The organism is Peribacillus sp. TE19612 (assembly GCF_056279465.1).
The window spans coordinates 37,829-58,174 of the sequence record NZ_JBWCCL010000011.1 but is presented as its reverse complement, the minus strand read 5'-3'; the positions used below and the strand labels follow the sequence as shown (position 1 = coordinate 58,174).

General features: G+C 40.7%; 20 protein-coding genes. 13 read left to right on the top strand and 7 right to left on the bottom strand.

What is annotated here, in order from left to right; all coding sequences use genetic code 11:
• The 3 genes from ACZ9AO_RS19060 to ACZ9AO_RS19050 all read left to right on the top strand — a co-directional run bounded on the left by ACZ9AO_RS19060 (position 1) and on the right by ACZ9AO_RS19050 (position 1,497).
• The gene (locus ACZ9AO_RS19060; RefSeq protein WP_054397060.1) at positions 1–189 is read left to right on the top strand and encodes a hypothetical protein; all 189 of its coding nucleotides are present in this window, start codon (positions 1–3) and stop codon (positions 187–189) included.
• A 31-nt stretch (positions 190–220) separates the two neighbouring features.
• Positions 221–358, top strand: coding sequence for a hypothetical protein (locus tag ACZ9AO_RS19055; RefSeq protein WP_156319562.1), 138 nt, complete (start codon positions 221–223; stop codon positions 356–358).
• 92 nt (positions 359–450) lie between these two features.
• A complete protein-coding gene (locus ACZ9AO_RS19050) occupies positions 451–1,497 on the top strand; it encodes a M42 family metallopeptidase (protein WP_318292378.1) in 1,047 nt (348 codons plus the stop codon).
• Between the two features lie 240 nt (positions 1,498–1,737).
• On the opposite strand, the gene ACZ9AO_RS19045 is transcribed toward ACZ9AO_RS19050, so the two are convergent.
• On the bottom strand, positions 1,738–2,160 hold the full coding sequence (locus tag ACZ9AO_RS19045) for a pyridoxamine 5'-phosphate oxidase family protein (protein ID WP_476109864.1): 423 nt from the start codon (positions 2,158–2,160) through the stop codon (positions 1,738–1,740).
• A gap of 184 nt (positions 2,161–2,344) precedes the next feature.
• Between ACZ9AO_RS19045 and ACZ9AO_RS19040 the strand changes: the two genes are divergently transcribed.
• Complete coding sequence (locus tag ACZ9AO_RS19040) at positions 2,345–3,157, top strand: cyanophycinase (protein ID WP_476109863.1); 813 nt, start codon at positions 2,345–2,347, stop codon at positions 3,155–3,157.
• The gene (gene cphA, locus ACZ9AO_RS19035; RefSeq protein ID WP_476109861.1) at positions 3,154–5,775 is read left to right on the top strand and encodes a cyanophycin synthetase; all 2,622 of its coding nucleotides are present in this window, start codon (positions 3,154–3,156) and stop codon (positions 5,773–5,775) included. The genes ACZ9AO_RS19040 and cphA overlap by 4 nt, the downstream gene beginning before the upstream one ends.
• Positions 5,776–5,859: 84 nt before the next feature.
• Here cphA and yidC read toward each other — a convergent pair whose 3' ends face one another.
• Complete coding sequence (gene yidC / locus ACZ9AO_RS19030; protein WP_251538789.1) at positions 5,860–6,645, bottom strand: membrane protein insertase YidC; 786 nt, start codon at positions 6,643–6,645, stop codon at positions 5,860–5,862.
• Positions 6,646–6,673: 28 nt separating this feature from the next.
• Complete coding sequence (locus tag ACZ9AO_RS19025) at positions 6,674–6,961, bottom strand: hypothetical protein (RefSeq protein ID WP_048687259.1); 288 nt, start codon at positions 6,959–6,961, stop codon at positions 6,674–6,676.
• 296 nt (positions 6,962–7,257) lie between these two features.
• On the opposite strand from ACZ9AO_RS19025, the gene ACZ9AO_RS19020 reads away from it, so the two are divergent.
• Positions 7,258–7,719, top strand: coding sequence for a hypothetical protein (locus ACZ9AO_RS19020; protein WP_406593388.1), 462 nt, complete (start codon positions 7,258–7,260; stop codon positions 7,717–7,719).
• 354 nt (positions 7,720–8,073) lie between these two features.
• On the opposite strand, the gene ACZ9AO_RS19015 is transcribed toward ACZ9AO_RS19020, so the two are convergent.
• On the bottom strand, positions 8,074–8,895 hold the full coding sequence (locus tag ACZ9AO_RS19015) for a glycerophosphodiester phosphodiesterase (protein ID WP_476109859.1): 822 nt from the start codon (positions 8,893–8,895) through the stop codon (positions 8,074–8,076).
• Between the two features lie 177 nt (positions 8,896–9,072).
• Between ACZ9AO_RS19015 and ACZ9AO_RS19010 the strand changes: the two genes are divergently transcribed.
• On the top strand, positions 9,073–10,389 hold the full coding sequence (locus tag ACZ9AO_RS19010) for an MFS transporter (protein WP_476109857.1): 1,317 nt from the start codon (positions 9,073–9,075) through the stop codon (positions 10,387–10,389).
• Between the two features lie 53 nt (positions 10,390–10,442).
• On the opposite strand, the gene ACZ9AO_RS19005 is transcribed toward ACZ9AO_RS19010, so the two are convergent.
• Positions 10,443–10,859, bottom strand: coding sequence for an organic hydroperoxide resistance protein (locus tag ACZ9AO_RS19005; protein ID WP_034314249.1), 417 nt, complete (start codon positions 10,857–10,859; stop codon positions 10,443–10,445).
• A gap of 179 nt (positions 10,860–11,038) precedes the next feature.
• Between ACZ9AO_RS19005 and ACZ9AO_RS19000 the strand changes: the two genes are divergently transcribed.
• Genes ACZ9AO_RS19000 through ACZ9AO_RS18990 form a run of 3 tightly spaced genes read left to right on the top strand, consistent with a single transcriptional unit; the run spans position 11,039 to position 14,262 of the window.
• On the top strand, positions 11,039–11,428 hold the full coding sequence (locus ACZ9AO_RS19000) for a GntR family transcriptional regulator (RefSeq protein WP_476109855.1): 390 nt from the start codon (positions 11,039–11,041) through the stop codon (positions 11,426–11,428).
• Positions 11,421–12,320: an ABC transporter ATP-binding protein gene (locus ACZ9AO_RS18995; RefSeq protein ID WP_251538795.1), complete on the top strand. Its 900-nt coding sequence runs from the start codon at positions 11,421–11,423 to the stop codon at positions 12,318–12,320. Before ACZ9AO_RS19000 ends, ACZ9AO_RS18995 begins: the two co-directional genes overlap by 8 nt.
• Positions 12,295–14,262: a DUF6449 domain-containing protein gene (locus ACZ9AO_RS18990; RefSeq protein WP_476109852.1), complete on the top strand. Its 1,968-nt coding sequence runs from the start codon at positions 12,295–12,297 to the stop codon at positions 14,260–14,262. Before ACZ9AO_RS18995 ends, ACZ9AO_RS18990 begins: the two co-directional genes overlap by 26 nt.
• A gap of 98 nt (positions 14,263–14,360) precedes the next feature.
• On the opposite strand, the gene cspD is transcribed toward ACZ9AO_RS18990, so the two are convergent.
• The gene (gene cspD, locus ACZ9AO_RS18985; RefSeq protein WP_034314240.1) at positions 14,361–14,564 is read right to left on the bottom strand and encodes a cold-shock protein CspD; all 204 of its coding nucleotides are present in this window, start codon (positions 14,562–14,564) and stop codon (positions 14,361–14,363) included.
• An 896-nt stretch (positions 14,565–15,460) separates the two neighbouring features.
• On the opposite strand from cspD, the gene ACZ9AO_RS18980 reads away from it, so the two are divergent.
• From ACZ9AO_RS18980 to nhaC, 3 genes are all read left to right on the top strand, one after another.
• Positions 15,461–17,035, top strand: coding sequence for a peptide chain release factor 3 (locus ACZ9AO_RS18980; RefSeq protein WP_034314233.1), 1,575 nt, complete (start codon positions 15,461–15,463; stop codon positions 17,033–17,035).
• 114 nt (positions 17,036–17,149) lie between these two features.
• Positions 17,150–17,359 carry a hypothetical protein gene (locus ACZ9AO_RS18975; protein WP_063596390.1) on the top strand — a complete coding sequence of 70 codons (210 nt, stop codon included), beginning with the start codon at positions 17,150–17,152 and terminating at the stop codon, positions 17,357–17,359.
• Positions 17,360–17,630: 271 nt separating this feature from the next.
• Entirely contained in the window at positions 17,631–19,010 is a 1,380-nt protein-coding gene (nhaC, locus tag ACZ9AO_RS18970; protein WP_063596389.1) for a Na+/H+ antiporter NhaC, read from the top strand.
• 111 nt (positions 19,011–19,121) lie between these two features.
• Here nhaC and ACZ9AO_RS18965 read toward each other — a convergent pair whose 3' ends face one another.
• Entirely contained in the window at positions 19,122–20,315 is a 1,194-nt protein-coding gene (locus ACZ9AO_RS18965; protein WP_476109848.1) for an FtsW/RodA/SpoVE family cell cycle protein, read from the bottom strand.
• Positions 20,316–20,346: the final 31 nt, after the last annotated feature.

The following is a 20,346-nucleotide window of genomic DNA, read 5'->3' as shown; positions in this document are numbered from 1 at the left end:
ATGGAAGTGAGAAATCCTAATGAAACAAAGAGAGAGTTAGAAATATTGTTTACTGAATCGGTTGGTCGTTTACTGAAACCTCTCGAAGAGGAAATCATTGCAGACATTGTAGCCTATCCAGAAGAAAAGAGAATTGCCTTCTTGGAATATATGAAGGAAATGTCCAACAAACAAAGACAATTGAAGTAAGTTGAACTTTCATCATGAAGGAGGTTTTTTTATGAGAAACGAAGATATGGACAGATACAAGGTATGGCGCGATAAGTGGAAAAGAAGAGTGAATATGGAGAATTTAGCGTTATATGGAATTGCAACATTAGCTATGGCCATCTTGCCTGTAATGGCTTTTATGAGTTAAATCTATTAAAGGGCCGCCTTTTGGCGGTCTTTTAATATGTTAAAAGTTGCCATGAAAAGATATAATGAACAAAGAGGAAAGGAGAGATATGCATGAGCGTGATCGAAGAAAAAGAAATCGTATCTTACATAAAAGAATTGGTGTCCATACCCAGCCCCTCCGGCTATACTGAACAAGCCATTAAATACGCGGCCGATTTCATGGAGCAGAGGAAGGTTTCTTATAACATCACGAATAAAGGGGCATTGCTTGCTACATTAAAAGGCGAAGATGATGACAAACAACGCTTGCTGACTGCCCATGTCGATACCCTGGGAGCCATGGTAAAGGAAATCAAGGCGAATGGCCGCCTTAAATTGACGATGATCGGCGGTTTCCGCTGGAACTCAGTGGAAGGGGAGTATTGTAAAATCCATACAGCTGACGGAGCCATCATCACCGGGACCATTTTAATCAATCAGACCTCTGTCCACGTATATAAAAATGCCGGCGATGCGAAGCGTGATGATGAGACAATAGAGGTCCGGATAGATGCTATCGTGAAAACTAAAGCGGAAACCGAGGCCATTGGCATTTCTGTTGGAGATTTTGTCTCCTTTGAACCGAGAGTGGAAGTGACGGATACAGGCTTTTTGAAATCAAGGCATTTGGATGATAAAGCTAGTGTGGGTATCCTCCTTCATATCATTGACCTCATTTCCGCAGGAAAGATAAAATTGGCATATACGACCCATTTCCTGATTTCCAACAATGAAGAAATCGGCTATGGCGGAAATTCCAATATCCCTGAGAAAACAGTCGAATATCTAGCTGTCGATATGGGCGCGATCGGTGATGGACAAACGACGGATGAATTCAGCGTTTCCATTTGCGCAAAAGACTCCTCGGGTCCTTATCATTATAAACTGCGTCAGCATCTGGTCTCACTTGCCCAAGCAAATGCTGTCGACTACCGCGTCGATATTTATCCATATTACGGATCGGACGCTTCCGCTGCCATCCGGGCAGGATATGATGTCGTCCATGGCCTGATCGGACCGGGAATCGATGCATCACATGCCTTCGAGCGGACACATGTCTCTTCATTAAAGCATACAGCCAATCTGATTTTACATTATATCCAATCAGAGTTGGTATAATCGTGAGAAAAGCCCGCACTCATGTGCGGGCTTTTAACTGTTTTATAGCGCTATTTTTAGTATAGTACTGAGTTAGTGAAATGCACGTGAATTTCGGTCATTACTCGTGATTTGGAGTAATACTCGTGAATTTCGATCAAATACTCGTGAGTTTTGGTGTTTTACTCGTGAATTTTGGCCATTTACTCGTGAGTTTGAGCGTAATACTCGTCAATTGGCGTAAGTACAAAAAATAAAGATTTATAATGATAATTCTTGTGGAGGTTCACCATTGTTGTTCATCAACCGGATGCTTTCCGGCTTAATTTGCAGAATTAAATAATTTGGATCTTTCGGACCTTCGAACCACTGTTCAAATGATTCATTCCATAATTTATCTTTCAGTTCCTGTGAATCGTTTATTTTCGAGGTACCTGAGATTGCCAGGTAAGAATCGCCCAATCCTTCATTATCATAGCCGATCAGGATATGAACATTAGGGTTCTTTTCAATTTCATCGATTTTTTCCGTCTTTCCGCTCGTTGGTGTGTATAAAGTTAAATCATCGTTAAAAAATGTCATATAGCGTGAATGTGGTTTGTTGTTTTCAACAGAAGATAAAACTCCTATTTTATGATCACGGATGATGTTCAATACTTTTTCTTTTATTTGGTTTTGGCTCATTTTTTACACACTCCTTTTATTTTTTACTCTATTACTTTTCCTCTTTTTTCATTAAGTTAAACAAAATTATGCAGTTTGCCATTTTTATGAATGAATACTGAAAGAAGTTGCCATACTAGTCATTATGTGTTCTGTTTAGAGCAATTTCATGATGTGAATCCATTTGTAAAGGTGAGTATGATGAATGAATTGTGGTGAATTACTTATCATTGGCGGGGCAGAGGATAAGTGCCTTGAAGGTGAAGTATTAAATAAATTTGTCGAGCTTGCAGCCCATAGCGATGGCGGAATAGGAATATTGCCTACAGCGAGTGAAATTCCTGAGGAAGTGAGTACAGAGTATATTAAGATTTTCAGGGATTTAGGTGTGGACAGGGTGGAAGTGATCAAGCTGGATTCAAGGCGGGATGCAGACGATCCGGCAATTTGTGAACAGCTTGCATCCTTTTCCGCCATCTTCATTTCAGGGGGAAACCAAAGCCGATTGTCTGAACTGATTGGAAAAACAAAGTTTCACGATGCCCTTTCTAAAGCATGGCATGAAGGAATGGTGATAGCAGGGACAAGTGCTGGTGCTTCGATTTTAGGTAAGTATATGATCGTTGCGGCTGACACGATGCTGAATGACAATAAGTTAAAGGTTGAAATTGGCTTAGGTTTCGGCTTCCTGGACGGACTGATAATCGATCAACATTTTTCCCAGCGTGGCCGATTTGACCGTCTGTTAAGTGCAATAGCAGGGAAAAAAGAAATTATGGGTATTGGCATTGATGAAAATACAGCAATTTTAGTTAAAGACGGTCATTTTGAAGTAGTCGGCCAACATCAAGTATTGGTTCTTGATGGCAGCACCAGTGATTATATCAATATCACATCTTCTGATAATGGCAGTGAAGAGTTGACTCTTTCGGGATTTAACCTTCATGCACTAACCAGGGGATACCGTTTTGACCTGCTTACCAGGAAATTGTTGATGAAAAAGGGGATCCAACAATGAAGATCAATCGAGTCCGTTATTTAAAAGGACCTAATTATTTTGCTTATACACCTACGATTTGCATTGAATTGGATATAGGGGAACTGGAACAGAAACCATCTGATTCAATCCCTGGATTCAATGAAAAATTGTTAAAGGCTCTCCCGAACTTGGGAAGCCATACATGTTCAAAAGGGTATCGAGGCGGTTTCGCTGAAAGGCTGAGAAAAGGAACATGGATGGGACATATATTGGAGCATATGACGATTGAGCTTCAAAACTTGGCCGGAATCGAAGCCATTCGCGGAAAAACGATAATGATGGAAAAGAAGGGTTTTTATTATGTTACCTTTGACTATCAGGAGCCTCACTCAGGTCTTCAAGCTTTTTTAGCAGCGAAAGATATCGCGGAAGCCATCCTGAATGGTGAAAAACTTATAAATGTACAATCTTATGTAAAACAAATAGAGCAGTTATATTATAAAAATAAACTGGGGCCAAGTACCGAAGCCATTTTTAAGGCAGCACAAGCAAAAGATATCCCTGTCGAGCGAATGGGTGATGAAAGCTTACTGCGTTTAGGAACAGGTGCAAGGCAGAAGTATGTCCAGGCGACAATCTCTAGCCAGACTTCGAATATTGCGGTTGAGAATTCCTGTGACAAAGCATTGACCAAATCCATTTTAAGAGGCTGTGGCCTCCCTGTACCTGAAGGGGAAGTTGCCCATTCCATTGAAGATATCTTTGCCTCGGCGGACAGGCTGGGTTTTCCACTGGTCATAAAACCGTATAATGGGAGACAGGGTCAGGGTGTCATCACCCATATCAAAAATAAGGATGAGCTATTCAATGTAATCAATTGTTTGGAGTTGCATGTGGAGAAGTACATTGTCGAACGGCATATTGAAGGACATGATTATCGGTTACTGATAGTTAATGGAGAACTTATCGCCGCCAGTTTGAGGCTTCCTCCCTATGTTATTGGCAATGGCAAGGAAACGATACGCAGTTTAATAGAAAAGGAAAATGGTAATGATTTGCGGGGAGATGGTCATGAAAAGCCGATGTCAAAAATCCCACTTACACATACCGTGACGTGTTACTTGGAAAAGTCGAATCGGACGCTCGATACGATTCCGAATCAAGGGGAATTGGTTCAAGTTGTCGGCAATGCAAATCTTTCGACTGGCGGAAAGGCAATCGATGTAACGGACCAGGTTCATCCGACCATTAATAATATGGCTGTTGCTGCTGCGAAAGCGATCGGTTTGGATATCGCCGGAATAGATTTTATTTGTGAGGATATATCAAAACCGATCGAACATTCAAGGACTGCAATTATTGAAGTGAATGCTGCACCGGGAATTCGAATGCATCATTATCCAAGTGAAGGGAAAAAAAGGGATGTAGGCAAAGCCATTGTCGATTATTTATTTCCGACCAGGGAAGAGGCGGCTATACCGATCATCGCAGTGACCGGAACAAATGGAAAGACGACAACAACCCGTTTGATTCATTATTTTCTTACTAATGAAAAAACAAAAGTTGGTATGACAAATTCTGATGGAGTATATATCGGCGATGAGGTATTGGATCACGGTGACTGCAGTGGCCCCGTCAGTGCAAGAATGGTATTGGCCCATCCTGAAGTCGATATTGCCGTTTTGGAAACGGCCCGGGGCGGGATTCTGCGTGAAGGTCTGGCTTTTCGTAAATGTGATGTGGGGATCATCACCAATGTAAGTGAGGATCACCTCGGCCGAGATGGAATCGATACATTGGATGATCTCATTAAATTAAAGAGGCTGGTAGCCGAAGTCGTAATGAAAACAGGCTATTGTGTACTGAATGCAGATGATCCGAATGTAGCTGCCATGAACGCTTATACAGATGGGGAGGTCATTTACACCTCTACAGATGCCACCCAGCCTCACGTGAAAGCTGCGATAGATAAGGGATGTAAAGTTTGGTACGTCAATGAAAAAGGCGTCATTTGTCATTCAGCTGATGGAGACATCCATCCATTTATGGATTGCACCATGGTTCCAATAACGATTTCCGGCATGGCACGTCATAATATCGCCAATTTACTTCAGGCGTTAGCCGCAGCCGAAACACAAGGCATTACCATGGAAGAACTAAGAAGGAAGGCTGCCACATTTATGCCTGATACGAATTTGTCCAAAGGACGGTTCAATTTGAAAAAGTTGAAAGAGCGCACGATCATCATCGACTATGCCCATAATGAAGCGGGATTGAAGGCCATATTCGAAACGGTCAGTGCCTATAACAAAAATCATCTTATCACTGTTTTGGCAGGGCCGGGGGACCGTATTGATGAAGAACTTATCAGACTCTCCAAGGTAGCGGCCATTAATTCCGATCTGTTCATCATTAAAGAAGACGATGATTTGCGGGGAAGGGAGCCGTTAGAAGTAGCCGGGCTCCTTCAGGATGCTGCGGTAGAAGCTGGGTTACATAAAGATCGGACATTCATCGAACCTAATGAATTGGACGCATTCATAAAAGCCTGGGAGAAATCACAACCGGGTGACCTATTATTGTTCTTTTACACGGATTTTGAATATGTAGAGAGATTTTTCGAAAAAGTTTCAACAAATCCATTGCCGAAGAAATAAAACAAAGTGATCTCACCCTGTAAATCCCATCAATTTCCAGCGCAAGTGGAAAATGAAAGTATGAAAAAAGCTAATCCAAGTGGATTAGCTTTTTTTCATGACCGTTTCATTTGCAGCCGGGACAGCGGCATGGTCTTTTTTATATATTCGCTGAAGCACGATTGACTGAACAATCATGAATATACCTCCGATTGACCAGTATAGTGGCAATGCAGCAGGAGCGGAGAAAGAAATGAATAAAATCATTGCTGGTGAGAGTAAGCTCATCATCTTCATTTGTTTCTGCTGTTCTTCCGGCATTTGTCTCACGGAAATGACCGATTGGAAATAATAAATGACACCGGCGATAATCGCCATGGCAATATTCGGCTGGCCTAGGCTGTACCAAAGGAAACTATGGGTTGCAATTTCATGGGACCCTTGTATCGCGTAATAAAAGCCCATTAGGATCGGCATTTGAATCAAGAGCGGCAGACAGCCCATGTTTAAAGGATTGACTCCATGTTTTTGGTAAAGCTGCATCATTTCCTGCTGGAGGGCCTTTTGTTTAGCTGGATCTTTCGTCTCTTTGATTTTCTGCTGGATTGCTGTCATTTCCGGTTTCAGCCCATTCATCTTCGTCTTCATGCTAAGCTGTGTTTTATATTGCTTGGCAGTCAGTGGAAGCAAAACAAGGCGAATCAAAAATGTCATCATGATGATGCTTAAACCATAGTTGCCATTAAATAAATCAGCATTGAATTCTAGCATTTTTGTCATGGGGTTAACCAATGCTGTATGAAATGGACCGCTCGTTGCTGCTGAGCAACCAGTCAAAAGGGTCGTTGCCAAAAATAGGACGGCAATTAAAAACGTATTTTTCTTCTTCAATATAATTTCCTCCTCGAATTGTTAATGTTTAAACAACTAGAAGGAGGCTTGGCTCATCGGAATCATCTGGTGAATCCTTTTGCCGGATAAAGGTGAAAAAGCGCTGTGCACCGCGCCAGTCGAAAATGCTGCCTGCATGAACAGGGGATTTACTTTTATCTGTATGAACGGAAGCTTGATATTTGTCATTCAAGAGTGATTGCTTTTTATTTAAGAAGTAAAACGCGGCCAGTGGAAAGACAAAGGTAAATAAGTAACCTGCCCATACCGCATGGCGAACGGTTTGATAATCGAATTCTAATAATAATTCCCACATAGGAATCCCTCGTTTTTTCCAAGATAATTAAATTTGTCCAAAAATGATTTAGGGCCTAAATGACTTTTGACCATATTGAGTTTAAATCATTAACAACACTATATCAATTCTAGGGCAAGAAAGCTAAAAAATATAGGGATTTATTCAAAAAATAAACAGGGAATATTTTCTGATGAATCATTTTCAGGAATAGATCAAATAGAAACCAATTTCGAGACTGTTCAGAGCAAAGAATGCACAAATGGTCATTCGACTACATACGGATAAAAGGAAGTTCAATTATGAGGTGAAAAGGTATGAAACCATACGATTCATTGAATCAACAGAACGACCATAACGGTAATGATCAAAATGCACATCTCCGAAATATGGGCATAGATTTCTTGGCAACGCCATATCCATTAGAAAATCAGATGATGGATGTAAGGACTCCTCCTGGCCCGCCTGGTCCGTCCTATGGAGGGGGCCAGCCGCCGCCACCACGGCCGCCGCACGGAGGAGGACCGCCTCATATAGCTCCGCCATTATTCACTCCACAACTTCATGAAGGAATGTATAAGGCAATGGACACTGGGTCAATGAAAGGGTGCTTATACAAACATACCTATATTTGGCTTAAGAATGGCCGTTCATTTTGGTTTTACCCAACATATGTCGGATATAATTCAGTGGCAGGTTATCGATGGAGACGAAGTCAACAGCGATGGGCTTATTATGGAACGGACGCGCATGAAATACAGTTCTTTCATTGTTATTAAAAAACAATCCGCATTTGCGGATTGTTCAGAATGTAGACAAACTCGATGAAAATCGAGTTTGTCTACATTTTTTTTGCTTGTGCAAATTTGGAAGTTGATTGGAACGTAGGGCACTCGCTTTCTGCGGGCGGTCCGCCCTCGGCGCACTTGCGCCTGTGGGGTCTCCCTTGGATTCGCTATTCCCGCAGGAGTCTCGCACACCCGCTCCAATCAACTATGTTTTTGCCTACAGTCTTTTGTTCTTAACCTTTAATCGAAATTTCAAAGGGAATTTTAAAAGGGATTCGGAATGGTCTCACCCTGAATAGTGTAAAGAACTAGTTATCTTCATTTTTTCACTTATCATTCAAAGTTTCAATCCAAAAAATAATCCGGAAAATCGGAAATGATACCATCTACCTGCATCATTTTGAACATGTGTATTTGTTTTTTATTGTTGACGGTCCATGTGAATACTTTCATCCCGTGCTTTTGGATTCGCATTTGCAGCTTCGTACTCAAAATCGTTTGTTTTGGATTCAAAAATGATGCAAACTCGGCAATCTCTTTTAATTTTTGGTCATTGATTCGCCGTTTTATCAAAACGCCCACTTGTATGTCCGGCATTAATTGATGAAACCTTTTCATGGATTCTATATCGAACGAATGAACCATTATCTTATTTTTACTCGTTGAACATTCTTGGAATTCACCTAATTCTTCTGCAAGTTTCTCTTCTATGCCGGGATAAGCAGAGGGATGTTTCAATTCGATTAAAATGCCGACTTCAGACCCGAAATTCTCCAATACCTCCCTTAGTAAAGGAATCCTTTCGTTTTTATAGCGAGAATGATACCAGCTTCCTGCATCCAGTTCCTTTAATTCGGCTGCCGTGTAATCACGGAGGTTCCCTTTGCCGTTTGTGGTTCGATCCAAGGTGGGATCATGATGAACCACAAGGACATCATCTTTACTGAGGTGGATATCCACTTCCAGGAAATCAGCTCCCAATTCAATTGCTTTTTTATAAGATGCCATTGTATTCTCGGGGCAGTATCCAGATGCACCTCGATGTCCAATTTTAATGGGGGAATGCTGCATTATTAAGCTTTTAGGGAAATCACTTTTTGATCTTTTAGCGTAGAGAGCGAACAGGACAAGCATGGTTATCACGATAATAAGAAAAAATGCGGTCATCTTTCACACTCCTATCAGGCACAATGATTAAAAGTTAGCAGGACAGTCTCATTTCATAATATTACATGTTAGGCAGGAAAAAATCATGTTTTACACAATGTTATAATCCGACTTAAAGGATTTATTGGAAAGGTATGGAATACATATAATTTAAGTATCAATAAGGAGGGAAAGCAGATGGAATTGCAGGTGAAACCGAAGTCTAAAAAATGGAAAGGGAATTTTGGTTTATATTTTTCCCTACCCATTCTCTCTTGGGCGTTTTACGATTTTGCCAATACGATTTTTTCTTCTAATATCAATACGATTTTCTTTCCATTCTTCCTCCAGGAACAGATTGGGGAAAATGCCGTTCTTGATCAGATTGCGAGTACCTTCATCTCCTACGCTAATGCGATTGCCAGTTTGTTTCTTGTTTTGTTTTCCCCGCTGTTCGGTGTCATGATCGATCGAACGGGAAAAATGAAAAAATACATTATGATTTTCACACTTATTTCCGTTGTATGTACATTTTTAATGGGGGTATTCGGAGGGATGCCGTTGGATGGAAAGATTCTGGGGATTCCCGTTTCCTTGGCGATCGTCATTCTTTTATTTGTGATAGCAAAGTTTTTCTATCATTCGAGTCTTGTCTTCTATGATACGATGATGAGTGATTTAGGCACGAAACAGCAATTGCCGCTTATATCAGGGTTTGGCGTGGCGGTAGGCTACCTTGGAACGTTGGTGGGACTGTCAATCTATCCATTCATTAGTAAAGGGAGTTCACATGAAGCCTTCATTCCCACGGCCATTTTATTTCTGGTTTTTTCCCTTCCCTTATTCTTTTTTTTAAAAGAGTCTCCAAAACAGCAAAAAGCGAAAGAACCTTTTTTATCTGGTTATAAGGAAATTAAATCAACATTTAAAGAGATGCGATCCTATCGATCGGTTTTCACATTCATGATTGCTTATTTCTTTTTAAATGATGCAATTGCGACCACTATCGGCATGATGGCCGTTTATGCCAAGACTGTTGTTGGATTTTCCTCCAGCGGATTCATTTTGCTTTACTTGGTATCGACAGTATCGAGCATTGCCGGAGCGTTTCTGTTTGGATACGTCACGCAGTCGAAGGGACCGCGGCTGGCTGTGACATATGTGGGAGTTCTGCTCTTGGTCGCATTATTTATAGCGGTCTTCGCACAAACCGCCCTTTGGTTCTGGGTTGCAGGGAGTATGTTCGGCATTTCGCTAGGTTCGATGTGGGTGACATCACGGATGTATATCATTGAATTGACTCCAGATGAGAAGAGGGGGCAATTTTTTGGACTATTTGCATTCTCTGGAAAAGTCTCTTCAATAATCGGTCCGTTATTATATGGAACGATAACGTTGATATTCCATGACCTCGGTACATTGGCGAGCCGGATGGCATTAGGGTCATTGATCATCATGGCGATAATAGGTCTTGGCTTTCTTTTGAAACTGAAGGGATTGGAAGAAGTGAAATAAGAAAAAGGGACTGGAGCCGGCCTTAATGCCGTATCCAGTCCCTTGCTTAAACGTTATACCAAAATCAAGGTGACATCGACGTTTCCACGTGTTGCTTTTGAATAGGGGCAGGTCATGTGTGCTTTTTTGGCGAAGTCTTCGGCTTCTTCCCTGCTTAGGTCGGGAATCGAAACATCCAACCTTACAGCCAATTTAAAACCGCCGTCTTCCTCATCTTTACCGATCGTTACATTTGCCGTCACGGACGTATCGACCTTTTTCTTTTCTTTTTGCAGTACAAGATTCAAGGCACTGTCAAAACATGCCGCGTAACCGGCTGCGAATAACTGTTCAGGGTTTGTGGCGCGCTCACCGGAACCACCTAATTCCTTCGGTGACCTCACATCGAAATCCAGAATCCCGTCCTCTGATTTAATATGTCCTTCACGACCACCGTGTACGGTAACTGTAGCTGTATATAATGGTTTCAATGAAAACAACTCCTTTATTCATTCTTACTATCATTACTTCCCTGCTGTAAGTCTTGTTAAACAAAATGAAAGCGAGTATTGTTTGAAAATGGTATTAAATTGGTTTTAAATTGGAAGATATTGTTTTATAATGTACTGTATTAGGAGATGTAATACACCCATTGCAAGGAGGGTTTATGATGATTGAGTTGGATGTTCAAAGTGGAAAGCCGGTATATGAGCAATTGATGGATAAGTTAAAGGAACTAATGATCAATGAAGTTTTACAGGAACATAATCAGCTCCCATCCATACGAATATTGGCTCAGGAGTTGACCATCAATCCAAATACGATCCAGAAAGCGTACAAGCAGCTTGAGTCTGACGGGTTTATATATACCTTACCAGGCAAAGGGAATTTCGTGGCACCTCCTAAATCCTTCAAAAATTCATTGAAAGAAGAAGAAATCAGAAACGAGCTTTCAAAGGTACTCGCTGAAGCTCTGTATATCGGAATCGATAAACATGAAATTTATAGAATAATAAAGGAAATCAGTCCATTGGCAAAGGGGGGGGGGATTCATGATTGAAATAAAACAGGTGAGTAAATTATATGAAGGAAAAGAAGCAATCAAAAACGTCACCTTGGTTATACCAAAAGGCTCCATATTCGGGTTATTAGGTTCAAATGGGGCGGGGAAAACGACTCTATTAAAAATGCTTTCAGGCAACCTGATACAGGATGCAGGTGAAGTTCTTATTGATGGATCATATGTGTTTGAAAACCGTGAAGTGAAAAATCGTTGTTTCTTCCTTCCTGATACGCCTTATTTCCTGGCTAACTATACGATCACGCAAATGGCAGGTTTTTATAGCCATATTTATAGCGAGTGGAATCAAGAACGTTTCTATCAATTACAGGAAGTATTCCCGATACCCGTCCAAAATAAAATACATAAACTATCGAAGGGGATGCAGAGACAGGTTGCTTTTTGGCTAGCACTCTCGACGATGCCGGAAGTTCTAATATTGGATGAACCGTTTGATGGATTAGATCCGGTCATGCGAAAAAATGTGAGACAGTTGTTGATTCAGGATGTTTCGGAAAGGGATATGACGATTTTACTATCGTCCCATAATCTCCTGGAAATTGAAGATTTAGCCGATCATGTAGGGATTTTGCATAAGGGTGAGCTTGTTATCCAAAAGGTTTTGAATGACTTGAAAGCTGATGTACATAAAGTGCAAATTGCCTTTAAGCATAAAATTCCCCATGGTTTATACCGTGGAATTCAAATCCTTAACAAGGAAAGACGCGGCAGCGTGATCGTTTGTATCGTTAAAGGTAGTGAAGCCATGATTAAATCGCATTTTAACCAGTTTCAGCCAGAAATATTAGATATTCTCCCCCTTACTCTTGAGGAGATATTCATTTATGAAATGGGGGATATCGGTTATGTCATCCAGAATAACCTGGTTTAATAGGGAACTGATTATCTATATTTTCAGAAGCACTGGCTGGATTGGTTTCCTATATCTTGTAGGCCTCATATTTGCGCTGCCTCTGGAAATGTTAGCGATTATCTTGAATGGGAACAATGAATATGTGGAATTCGAAAACCTTTTTTCCTGTCAGCAGATGATACAGTTTGTTTTGGTCATCGTTATTCCAGTATTACTTGCCATCTTCCTTTTTCGGTTTTTACAAATGAAACAAGCCTCAGTCTTCATTCATAGTTTACCGATTACGAGACGCAGCATCTACGCTCATATGATTGGAACGGGAATTGGCTTCATGGGTTTGCCGATTTTACTTACAGGTTCAATATTGATATTATTTCACTCGGCAATTGATATAGAACGGCTATATACCATGACGGATATATGGTCTTGGATGGGGACTACATTTATTTTGGAAGCTTTGATCTTTTCTGTTGCCGTTTTACTTGGAATGGTTACGGGATTATCAGCCTTTCAAGGAGTGCTGACCTATATTTTTCTTACTTTGCCGGTGGGGCTTTTTGTTTTGTTTGCAGCTAATGTGAAATTTTTGATAGCAGGATTTTCTGCAGATTATTATCTAAGTGCCAATATGAATGGCATCTCCCCATTATTAGCAGCAACGGAGATGGAAAAAATCACTTTCTTCTCTATTAATACATTAATTTATAGTATATTAACCTTTCTTTTTCTGATCAGCTCTCTTTTTCTCTATGAGAGGAGAAAGCTGGAGCATGTGTCGCAGGCATTTGTTTACCCGAAGATTAAGCCAGTGTTTAAATTCGGCCTGACATTATGCATGATGCTGTTTACAGGGCTTTATTTTAGCGAAACGACAGGCGAACCTGGGTGGATTTTTTTCGGATATACCGTCGGTTCTTTGCTTGGATATTATTTAGGGGAAATCGTCCTGCAAAAGACTTGGCGAATACGGGTCAACCTGAAAGGTTATGTAGCGTTTATAGCGGCTGTCATTGTGCTGGCACTCATTATAAAAATAGATCCCCTTCAGTATAAGACCAAGATTCCTGATGAAAAGATGATTAGCCAAATTTATATTGGTGATTCTCCTATATTTTTTGAAGGCGATGACACGTCGAATAATGCTTCCAATTATCTTAAAGAGAAGGAAAATATTGAAGCGATCAGGTTATTGCATCAGGAAATCATCGATAAGGGTAAAAAGGTTTCCATTGGTGAATGGAATGATGGTCAATCCGTATTTCTGATGTATAAACTCAAGAATGGGAAACGGTTAGCAAGAGAGTATCATTTGCAGAATTACGACTCATACATGCCATTATTGGCGAAAATATATGAGTCTAATGAATATAAAAAAATGGTTAATCAGGTATTGAATGTTTCCGCTCAAGACGTTTCTAAAATCAAGATAACGGCGAGCGGCCAAGTTGACAAATCCATAACGATCACGGACCTTCAACAGCTGGAAGCTGCAGTGAAGGCATTGTCGGAGGACCTGAATAATCAATCGTTCGCACAAATGACTTCTTCTTTTGGTGATTACGCCTCCATAGAGATTCTTTTGAATAATAACAAAACCATTTATATGAATTGGGACTCTTCATATCCTCAGTTTTCAGAATGGATGGTAAGTACCGGACAATCGGAACAAGCACGGTTAATGGCTGATGATATTTCTTATATCCTGGTTGCGAAGTCCGATTCGAAAATTTATCACACGAATTCTGAAAGTGAACTTGCACAGCAGATTGAACAACAGCCAAATCGCTTGAAAATTAAGACCGCTTCTGAAATCGAGACAGCGATTGATAATGCCCAAATTGATTGGAGCGGGGAGTATTCAGCTGCCTTTTATTATAAAGAAAGCAGAGATGTGGACATCAAGAGTTTTTCTGGCGAACATGTTCCCGATTTCATTTTGGATCATTTTAATGAAAAATAACGTGAATATTTCGCATGTACACATAAAGGAAAGGATGCCGCCCGATATGGGCGGCATCCTTTTGCATTGCCTATCAATTATGTTTGTGTATCTATGCTTTAGAGTTTTACGACGTTTTTAGCTTGAGGTCCGCGGTTTCCTTCTTCGATCTCAAATTCAACCTCTTGACCTTCATCAAGGCTTTTGAAACCTTCTCCTTGAATGGCGGAAAAATGTACGAAAACATCATCTCCGTTTGGTACTTCGATGAAACCAAATCCTTTGTCACTATTGAACCATTTCACTTTACCTGTTACTGTCATTCGATGAATCCTCCTAAAAAGTTAAAAAATATTAATGGTGATGATTTTACCTAGATGGAAAAATCAATTTCACACATTATCCAGCACCCTCATTCAAGTTAAAATTATCATACGACGATGCTTGATAATATGTGAAAGCCTACTGGAAAAATTACCACAATAACCTCTGGAGCAATTTCCAGTTTTTTAGTATATACCCACCTTTATAAAGGATAAAACAAATGGAAGTAATTTATACATTCCCATTTGGGGAAAATAATATTAGACAGGTTTTATACGGGGAAATATAACGGTATTGTCGCGCGGGATTTTCCTTGATTGAAATTTGACGGGGGATTCCATGTCCAATATGAAATGCCTTTATGGTTGAAATCAGGAAAACAATTTGGCATTAAAGTTTTCTGCGAAAATAATCGGGTATAGGATAAGAAAGAAAGGACTGATGAAAAATGAAGAAATTATTAAAAAGGGCTCTCATTTTTGCTGCTCCAATCATATTCAAGGAAGTAAAAAAACGCTGGAAGAACAAGCGGAATCAAAAATCGTTTAAAACTGCAAGGTAAATAAATAAACCATGAATAAATGAACGGTAATCATATGGATCAAGATAAGGGGCGCTGATTAAGCGTCTTTTGTTTTGCCATCTGAACAAATCCCCTAATGGGTGTTTCATTCACCTCTACATCTTTCCTTCATATCGTGTTAAAATAGAAAGGTTGATTGAAATGAATGCTGAGTAGCCAATGCTTAAGCCTTATGATATATTTTTTCTTACATATATTGTGTATGATCAGGATTTTTGCATAAAAAGAAAGGTTGCCATTCCAATGTAAAAAATACAGTAAACCTCCTATAAATTTTTTTATTGATGACTCCAATAATGAAAGGAACATATTATGACTAATTTAAAAGACGAGGTTCAATCCCGACGGACCTTCGCAATCATCTCTCACCCGGATGCCGGGAAAACGACTTTGACAGAAAAATTATTGCTGTTTGGCGGCGCGATCCGCGATGCCGGAACAGTTAAAGCTAGAAAAACAGGGAAGTATGCAACCAGTGACTGGATGGAAATTGAAAAGCAACGGGGAATTTCCGTTACATCTTCAGTCATGCAATTCGATTATGATGACTTCCGTGTCAATATTCTCGATACACCGGGCCACCAAGATTTCAGTGAAGACACATATCGTACACTGATGGCTGTTGATAGCGCCGTGATGATCATCGACTCGGCAAAAGGTATCGAGGATCAAACGGTTAAATTATTCAAAGTATGCCGGATGAGGGGTATACCGATTTTCACTTTTATCAATAAAATGGACCGACAAGGTAAAACACCGCTAGAATTGCTTGCCGAACTTGAAGAGGTATTAGGAATAGAAACATATCCAATGAACTGGCCGATCGGGATGGGAAAAGACTTCGTGGGCATTTACGACAGGTTCAACAATCGGATTGAACAGTTCAAAACTGAAGGGGAAGAGCGTTTCCTTCCGTTGAATGAAGATGGTGAACTCGAAGTGGATCATAAACTTAAGGATTCCCAGTTATATGAGCAAACTTTGGAAGAAATCATGCTGTTGACGGAAGCGGGTAACCAATTCTCTGAAGAAAATATCGCGAATGGTAAACTTAGTCCTGTATTTTTCGGAAGTGCTTTAACGACATTCGGTGTTCAGACGTTTTTGGATGCTTATCTGAAGTTTGCACCAGCTCCACAAGCACGGATGACAACGTCAGGTGAAATGGATCCTGTCAGCAATGATTTTTCCGGTTTCATTTTCAAGATCCAGGCGAACATGAACCCAAAACACCGTGACCGAATCGCTTTCCTTCGCATTTGCTCCGGTAAATTCGAGCGTGGAATGAGCGTCAACTTGAGCAGGACAGGGAAACCGATCAACCTTTCTTCCTCTACTCAATTCATGGCTGATGATCGAAACACCGTAAATGAAGCGGTAAGCGGAGATATCATCGGTTTATATGATACTGGTAATTACCAAATTGGCGATACGATTACCACAAGCAAAGACATGTTTCAGTTTGAAAGGCTGCCTCAGTTTACGCCGGAACTATTCATGAGGGTAACAGCTAAAAACGTCATGAAACAGAAACATTTCCATAAAGGTATTAACCAACTTGTACAAGAAGGGGCAATTCAGCTCTTCAAAACGGTTAGGATGGAAGAATATCTGCTTGGTGCGGTTGGGCAGCTTCAATTTGAAGTATTCGAGCATCGAATGAGGAACGAGTACAATGTTGAAGTCGTGATGGAGCGCATGGGCAGCAAGATTACACGCTGGGCTGAGGATGAAAAGCTTGATGAAAATCTTCATAGCTCAAGAAGCATCCTTGTTAAGGACCGGTTTGATAAATATGCATTCTTATTTGAAAATGAGTTTGCACTTCGTTGGTTCCAAGATAAAAATCCTGACGTGGAATTATATAATCCAATGGATTTAAAATAATGAAGAAAGCCCGTGTTATATACACGGGCTTTTAGTTTATAGTCAAAAAGGGTTTCGGAATGGTTACATTCCGAAACCCTTTTGATTTTATTGGATTTGAAGCAGTTATTGAGAATGGTTGTACATCTTTACGGTCATCATTTAGCCATTTCTGCCCTTCGCCAAGTATATTTGGCCAACTTTTTTAAATTCATGGCAGCGAAAGTAAGTATCGTCTGCATGAGTGAACTTTTCTCGTGGGAATGTGGGGTAATTTCTTCAGTCAAAGAAGAGTCCCTGCCCTTTTTCCGAAAGACAGGCTACATGGTCCTGATCGATCAATGAAAAAACTGTTTGATCAATGAGACAACAAAGACATTGCAATTTGCCCAAATAATTATACAATCACATAAAAGTCATTATGATGGAATGAATTGAACATGAAGATACTGATCAAAATCAATGTCTACTAAATTATTCCTTTGACAATCTCCTGAAACTCCTTTATATTTAGCTAGTACTTTAGTGCTTAAAAGCGTTTCAGTAATTGTGAGGAGTGAAAAGGTCCGATCCTTACCTCAGAGAATATACAACATTGAAAGCGGGGAAATACATCATGCGTCTTGAAGATGCAAAGCTAAAACTCTCCTTACCTGAAGCAATTGGGGTTTTGGCCATTCTTTTCTTAATTATTGCAACTGGTATCATTCATTATGGACTTGCCCCCCATATTCCAATTATAGCGGCACTCCTTTTTCTATTTGTTTATGGAAAGTTCAAGAAGCTGCCATTTTCAATTATGGAGGCGGCTATCGTCAAAGGTGCAGGCACTGGTATGGGAGCCATCTATATATTCTTTTTCATTGGAATGCTAATTTCGATCTGGATGGCAAGCGGGACAATCCCTACCATCATGTTCTATGGGTTTGACTGGATTTCCGGTGAATATTTCTATGCAATCACATTTCTGGTGTGTTCGCTAATTGGGCTCTGTATCGGGAGTTCACTTACAACATCAGCCACAATCGGCGTTGCTTTGATAGGGATGGCGGCGGCGATGGATTTATCGTTGGCGATTACAGCCGGTGCAATCATTTCCGGTGCATTTCTTGGAGATAAAATGTCTCCATTATCCGACTCTACCAATCTTGCATCGGGAACGGTTGGAGCACCATTATTTGAACATATTAATAATATGCTTTGGACTACGATTCCAGGTTTTTTCATATCGCTTATCATCTTTTTCTTCCTTTCACCGAATGTCAAAGTTGCTCGCGTTGAGGAAATCGAAGCCATGACCAAAGCTCTGGAAATGGAAACGAATATAAGCATATGGAGTTTGATTCCGTTTGTCATCGTTCTAATCATGGCTTTGAAAAAGGTGTCAGCGATTCCGACATTGTCAGCAGGAATCATTTCGGCGGCTGTCATTGCTTTCATACAAACCCCAAGTTTGACGGTTGCAAAACTAGCGGATATCTTATACGGCGGTTTTGTACTGAAGAGTGGAATGGAACAACTTGACTCAATCCTATCGCGGGGCGGAATTGAAAGTATGATGTTCTCCGTTTCGATGGTGTTGTTGGCATTGGCGATGGGCGGACTATTGTTTGAATTGGGAGTCATTCCTTCTATTTTAAATGCAATCCAGGATTCATTGACGAGTGTAGCGAAAGTGATTTCCGCTACTGTATTTGCAGGAATCAGCGTGAATTTCCTAGTGGGTGAACAGTATTTGTCAGTTATACTGCCTGGGAAAGCCTTTCAGCAGAAATATGAAGATTTAGGCTTGCAGCCCAAAACGCTTGCGAGGGTGCTTGAAGATGCGGGAACAGTTGTGAATCCTCTGGTTCCATGGGGTGTCTGCGGTGTATTCCTGACACAGGTATTGGGTGTTTCAACCCTTGAATATGCTCCATTTGCATTTTTCTGCCTACTTTGTCCTTTGCTTAGCCTGATTTCTGGCTTTACTAAAATCGGTATCCATTATAAATGAAAAAAAACAGGCGGTCGGATTCGACTGCCTGTTTTTTCATGAGAACTTCCATAACCTTACAGAGAAAGGGAACCCCTGACATGAACAGAAATGCCAGGGGTATTTGATCGTTTATTTTGAAGACGCGATCTCATCTTTTGGGATGGATACGACTTTTTCTTTCTGTTCAAGTAAATTCATTCGCATGACGACATTTTGGAATATGCCCATTGAAAGCATGAGCAGCAGTAAGGAAGATCCTCCATAACTGATAAATGGAAGGGTGATCCCTGTAATTGGGATAAGTCCGGTCACTCCGCCGACGTTGATACCGACTTGAATGCCGATCATGGATGAGATGCCGATCAATAAAAGACTTCCAAATGGATCTTTGCATTTGGCTGAAAGTACAAATCCCCTCAGGACGATAAAACCTAGTGTCAATAGAACGAATCCCACTCCGAATATCCCGAGCTCTTCTGCAATGACGGCCATGATGAAATCAGTATGTGATTCAGGCAGATACCCGTATTTTTGTACACTGTCACCAAGTCCCACTCCAGTAAGGCCGCCGGAACCTATGGCGAATAAGGAATTCACGAGTTGATACCCGCTTTCTCCTGCCTTTCCGAAAGGGTCTGCAAACCCGGTAAAACGAGACATCTTATTTTCAGTAAGAACGGCTGAGAAATTTCCTGTCACGAGTACCCCCAATGCAAATATGGCAACGAATATCGCAGTGATCAAAGAGAGTTTGAATATACTCTTAAAAGACATCCCGGATGAAATGATCATGGTACTTGAAATCAGGAAAATGACCGCTGCCGTTCCATAGTCAGGCTGTATTCCGATTAAAAAGCAGATGAATACCAGAAAGAAAATCGGCGGGATGACGGCTTTATCAATACTATTGATTCGATCCTGTCTTTTTCCGTAAATGGCTGCCAGATAAATGATTATGGCTAACTTGGAAAATTCCGCAGGTTGTATCGATGCTGTCCCTAACTTGAACCAGCTTGTGGCATTCCCTGCTGTATGGCCGAAGATAAAGAGCAGCAAAAGGATACCGGCCATGCCAAACATCATAGACATCAAGAACATTTTGTTTTTGTACATCTTATAAGGAAGAACCATCGTGACAATCATTGCCAGGAAAGAGATGATAAAGGCCGTTTTTTGTTTCTCAAAAAAGAAATCCATGGGCCAGCCGTATCGAGCGACAGCAGTGATCATGCTCGAACTGTAAATCATGACTAAACCAAACAAACAGAGTAATACGACAGCGATGAAAATAGGGAAGTCGTATGCTTTAATTATTCTTTTCACTTGTGCGCTCACCTCAAATATGTATGCGCGA

Excerpts from the sequence above, each read along its gene's own strand:
- ACZ9AO_RS19060 (WP_054397060.1), top strand. The coding sequence starts at position 1 with ATGGAAGTGAGAAATCCTAATGAAACAAAGAGAGAGTTAGAAATATTG.
- ACZ9AO_RS19055 (WP_156319562.1), top strand. The coding sequence starts at position 221 with ATGAGAAACGAAGATATGGACAGATACAAGGTATGGCGCGATAAGTGG.
- ACZ9AO_RS19050 (WP_318292378.1), top strand. The coding sequence starts at position 451 with ATGAGCGTGATCGAAGAAAAAGAAATCGTATCTTACATAAAAGAATTG.
- ACZ9AO_RS19045 (WP_476109864.1), bottom strand. The coding sequence starts at position 2,160 with ATGAGCCAAAACCAAATAAAAGAAAAAGTATTGAACATCATCCGTGAT.
- ACZ9AO_RS19040 (WP_476109863.1), top strand. The coding sequence starts at position 2,345 with ATGAATTGTGGTGAATTACTTATCATTGGCGGGGCAGAGGATAAGTGC.
- cphA (WP_476109861.1), top strand. The coding sequence starts at position 3,154 with ATGAAGATCAATCGAGTCCGTTATTTAAAAGGACCTAATTATTTTGCT.
- ACZ9AO_RS19025 (WP_048687259.1), bottom strand. The coding sequence starts at position 6,961 with ATGTGGGAATTATTATTAGAATTCGATTATCAAACCGTTCGCCATGCG.
- ACZ9AO_RS19020 (WP_406593388.1), top strand. The coding sequence starts at position 7,258 with ATGAAACCATACGATTCATTGAATCAACAGAACGACCATAACGGTAAT.
- ACZ9AO_RS19015 (WP_476109859.1), bottom strand. The coding sequence starts at position 8,895 with ATGACCGCATTTTTTCTTATTATCGTGATAACCATGCTTGTCCTGTTC.
- ACZ9AO_RS19010 (WP_476109857.1), top strand. The coding sequence starts at position 9,073 with ATGGAATTGCAGGTGAAACCGAAGTCTAAAAAATGGAAAGGGAATTTT.
- ACZ9AO_RS19000 (WP_476109855.1), top strand. The coding sequence starts at position 11,039 with ATGATTGAGTTGGATGTTCAAAGTGGAAAGCCGGTATATGAGCAATTG.
- ACZ9AO_RS18995 (WP_251538795.1), top strand. The coding sequence starts at position 11,421 with ATGATTGAAATAAAACAGGTGAGTAAATTATATGAAGGAAAAGAAGCA.
- ACZ9AO_RS18990 (WP_476109852.1), top strand. The coding sequence starts at position 12,295 with ATGTCATCCAGAATAACCTGGTTTAATAGGGAACTGATTATCTATATT.
- cspD (WP_034314240.1), bottom strand. The coding sequence starts at position 14,564 with ATGACAGTAACAGGTAAAGTGAAATGGTTCAATAGTGACAAAGGATTT.
- ACZ9AO_RS18980 (WP_034314233.1), top strand. The coding sequence starts at position 15,461 with ATGACTAATTTAAAAGACGAGGTTCAATCCCGACGGACCTTCGCAATC.
- ACZ9AO_RS18975 (WP_063596390.1), top strand. The coding sequence starts at position 17,150 with ATGGTTGTACATCTTTACGGTCATCATTTAGCCATTTCTGCCCTTCGC.
- nhaC (WP_063596389.1), top strand. The coding sequence starts at position 17,631 with ATGCGTCTTGAAGATGCAAAGCTAAAACTCTCCTTACCTGAAGCAATT.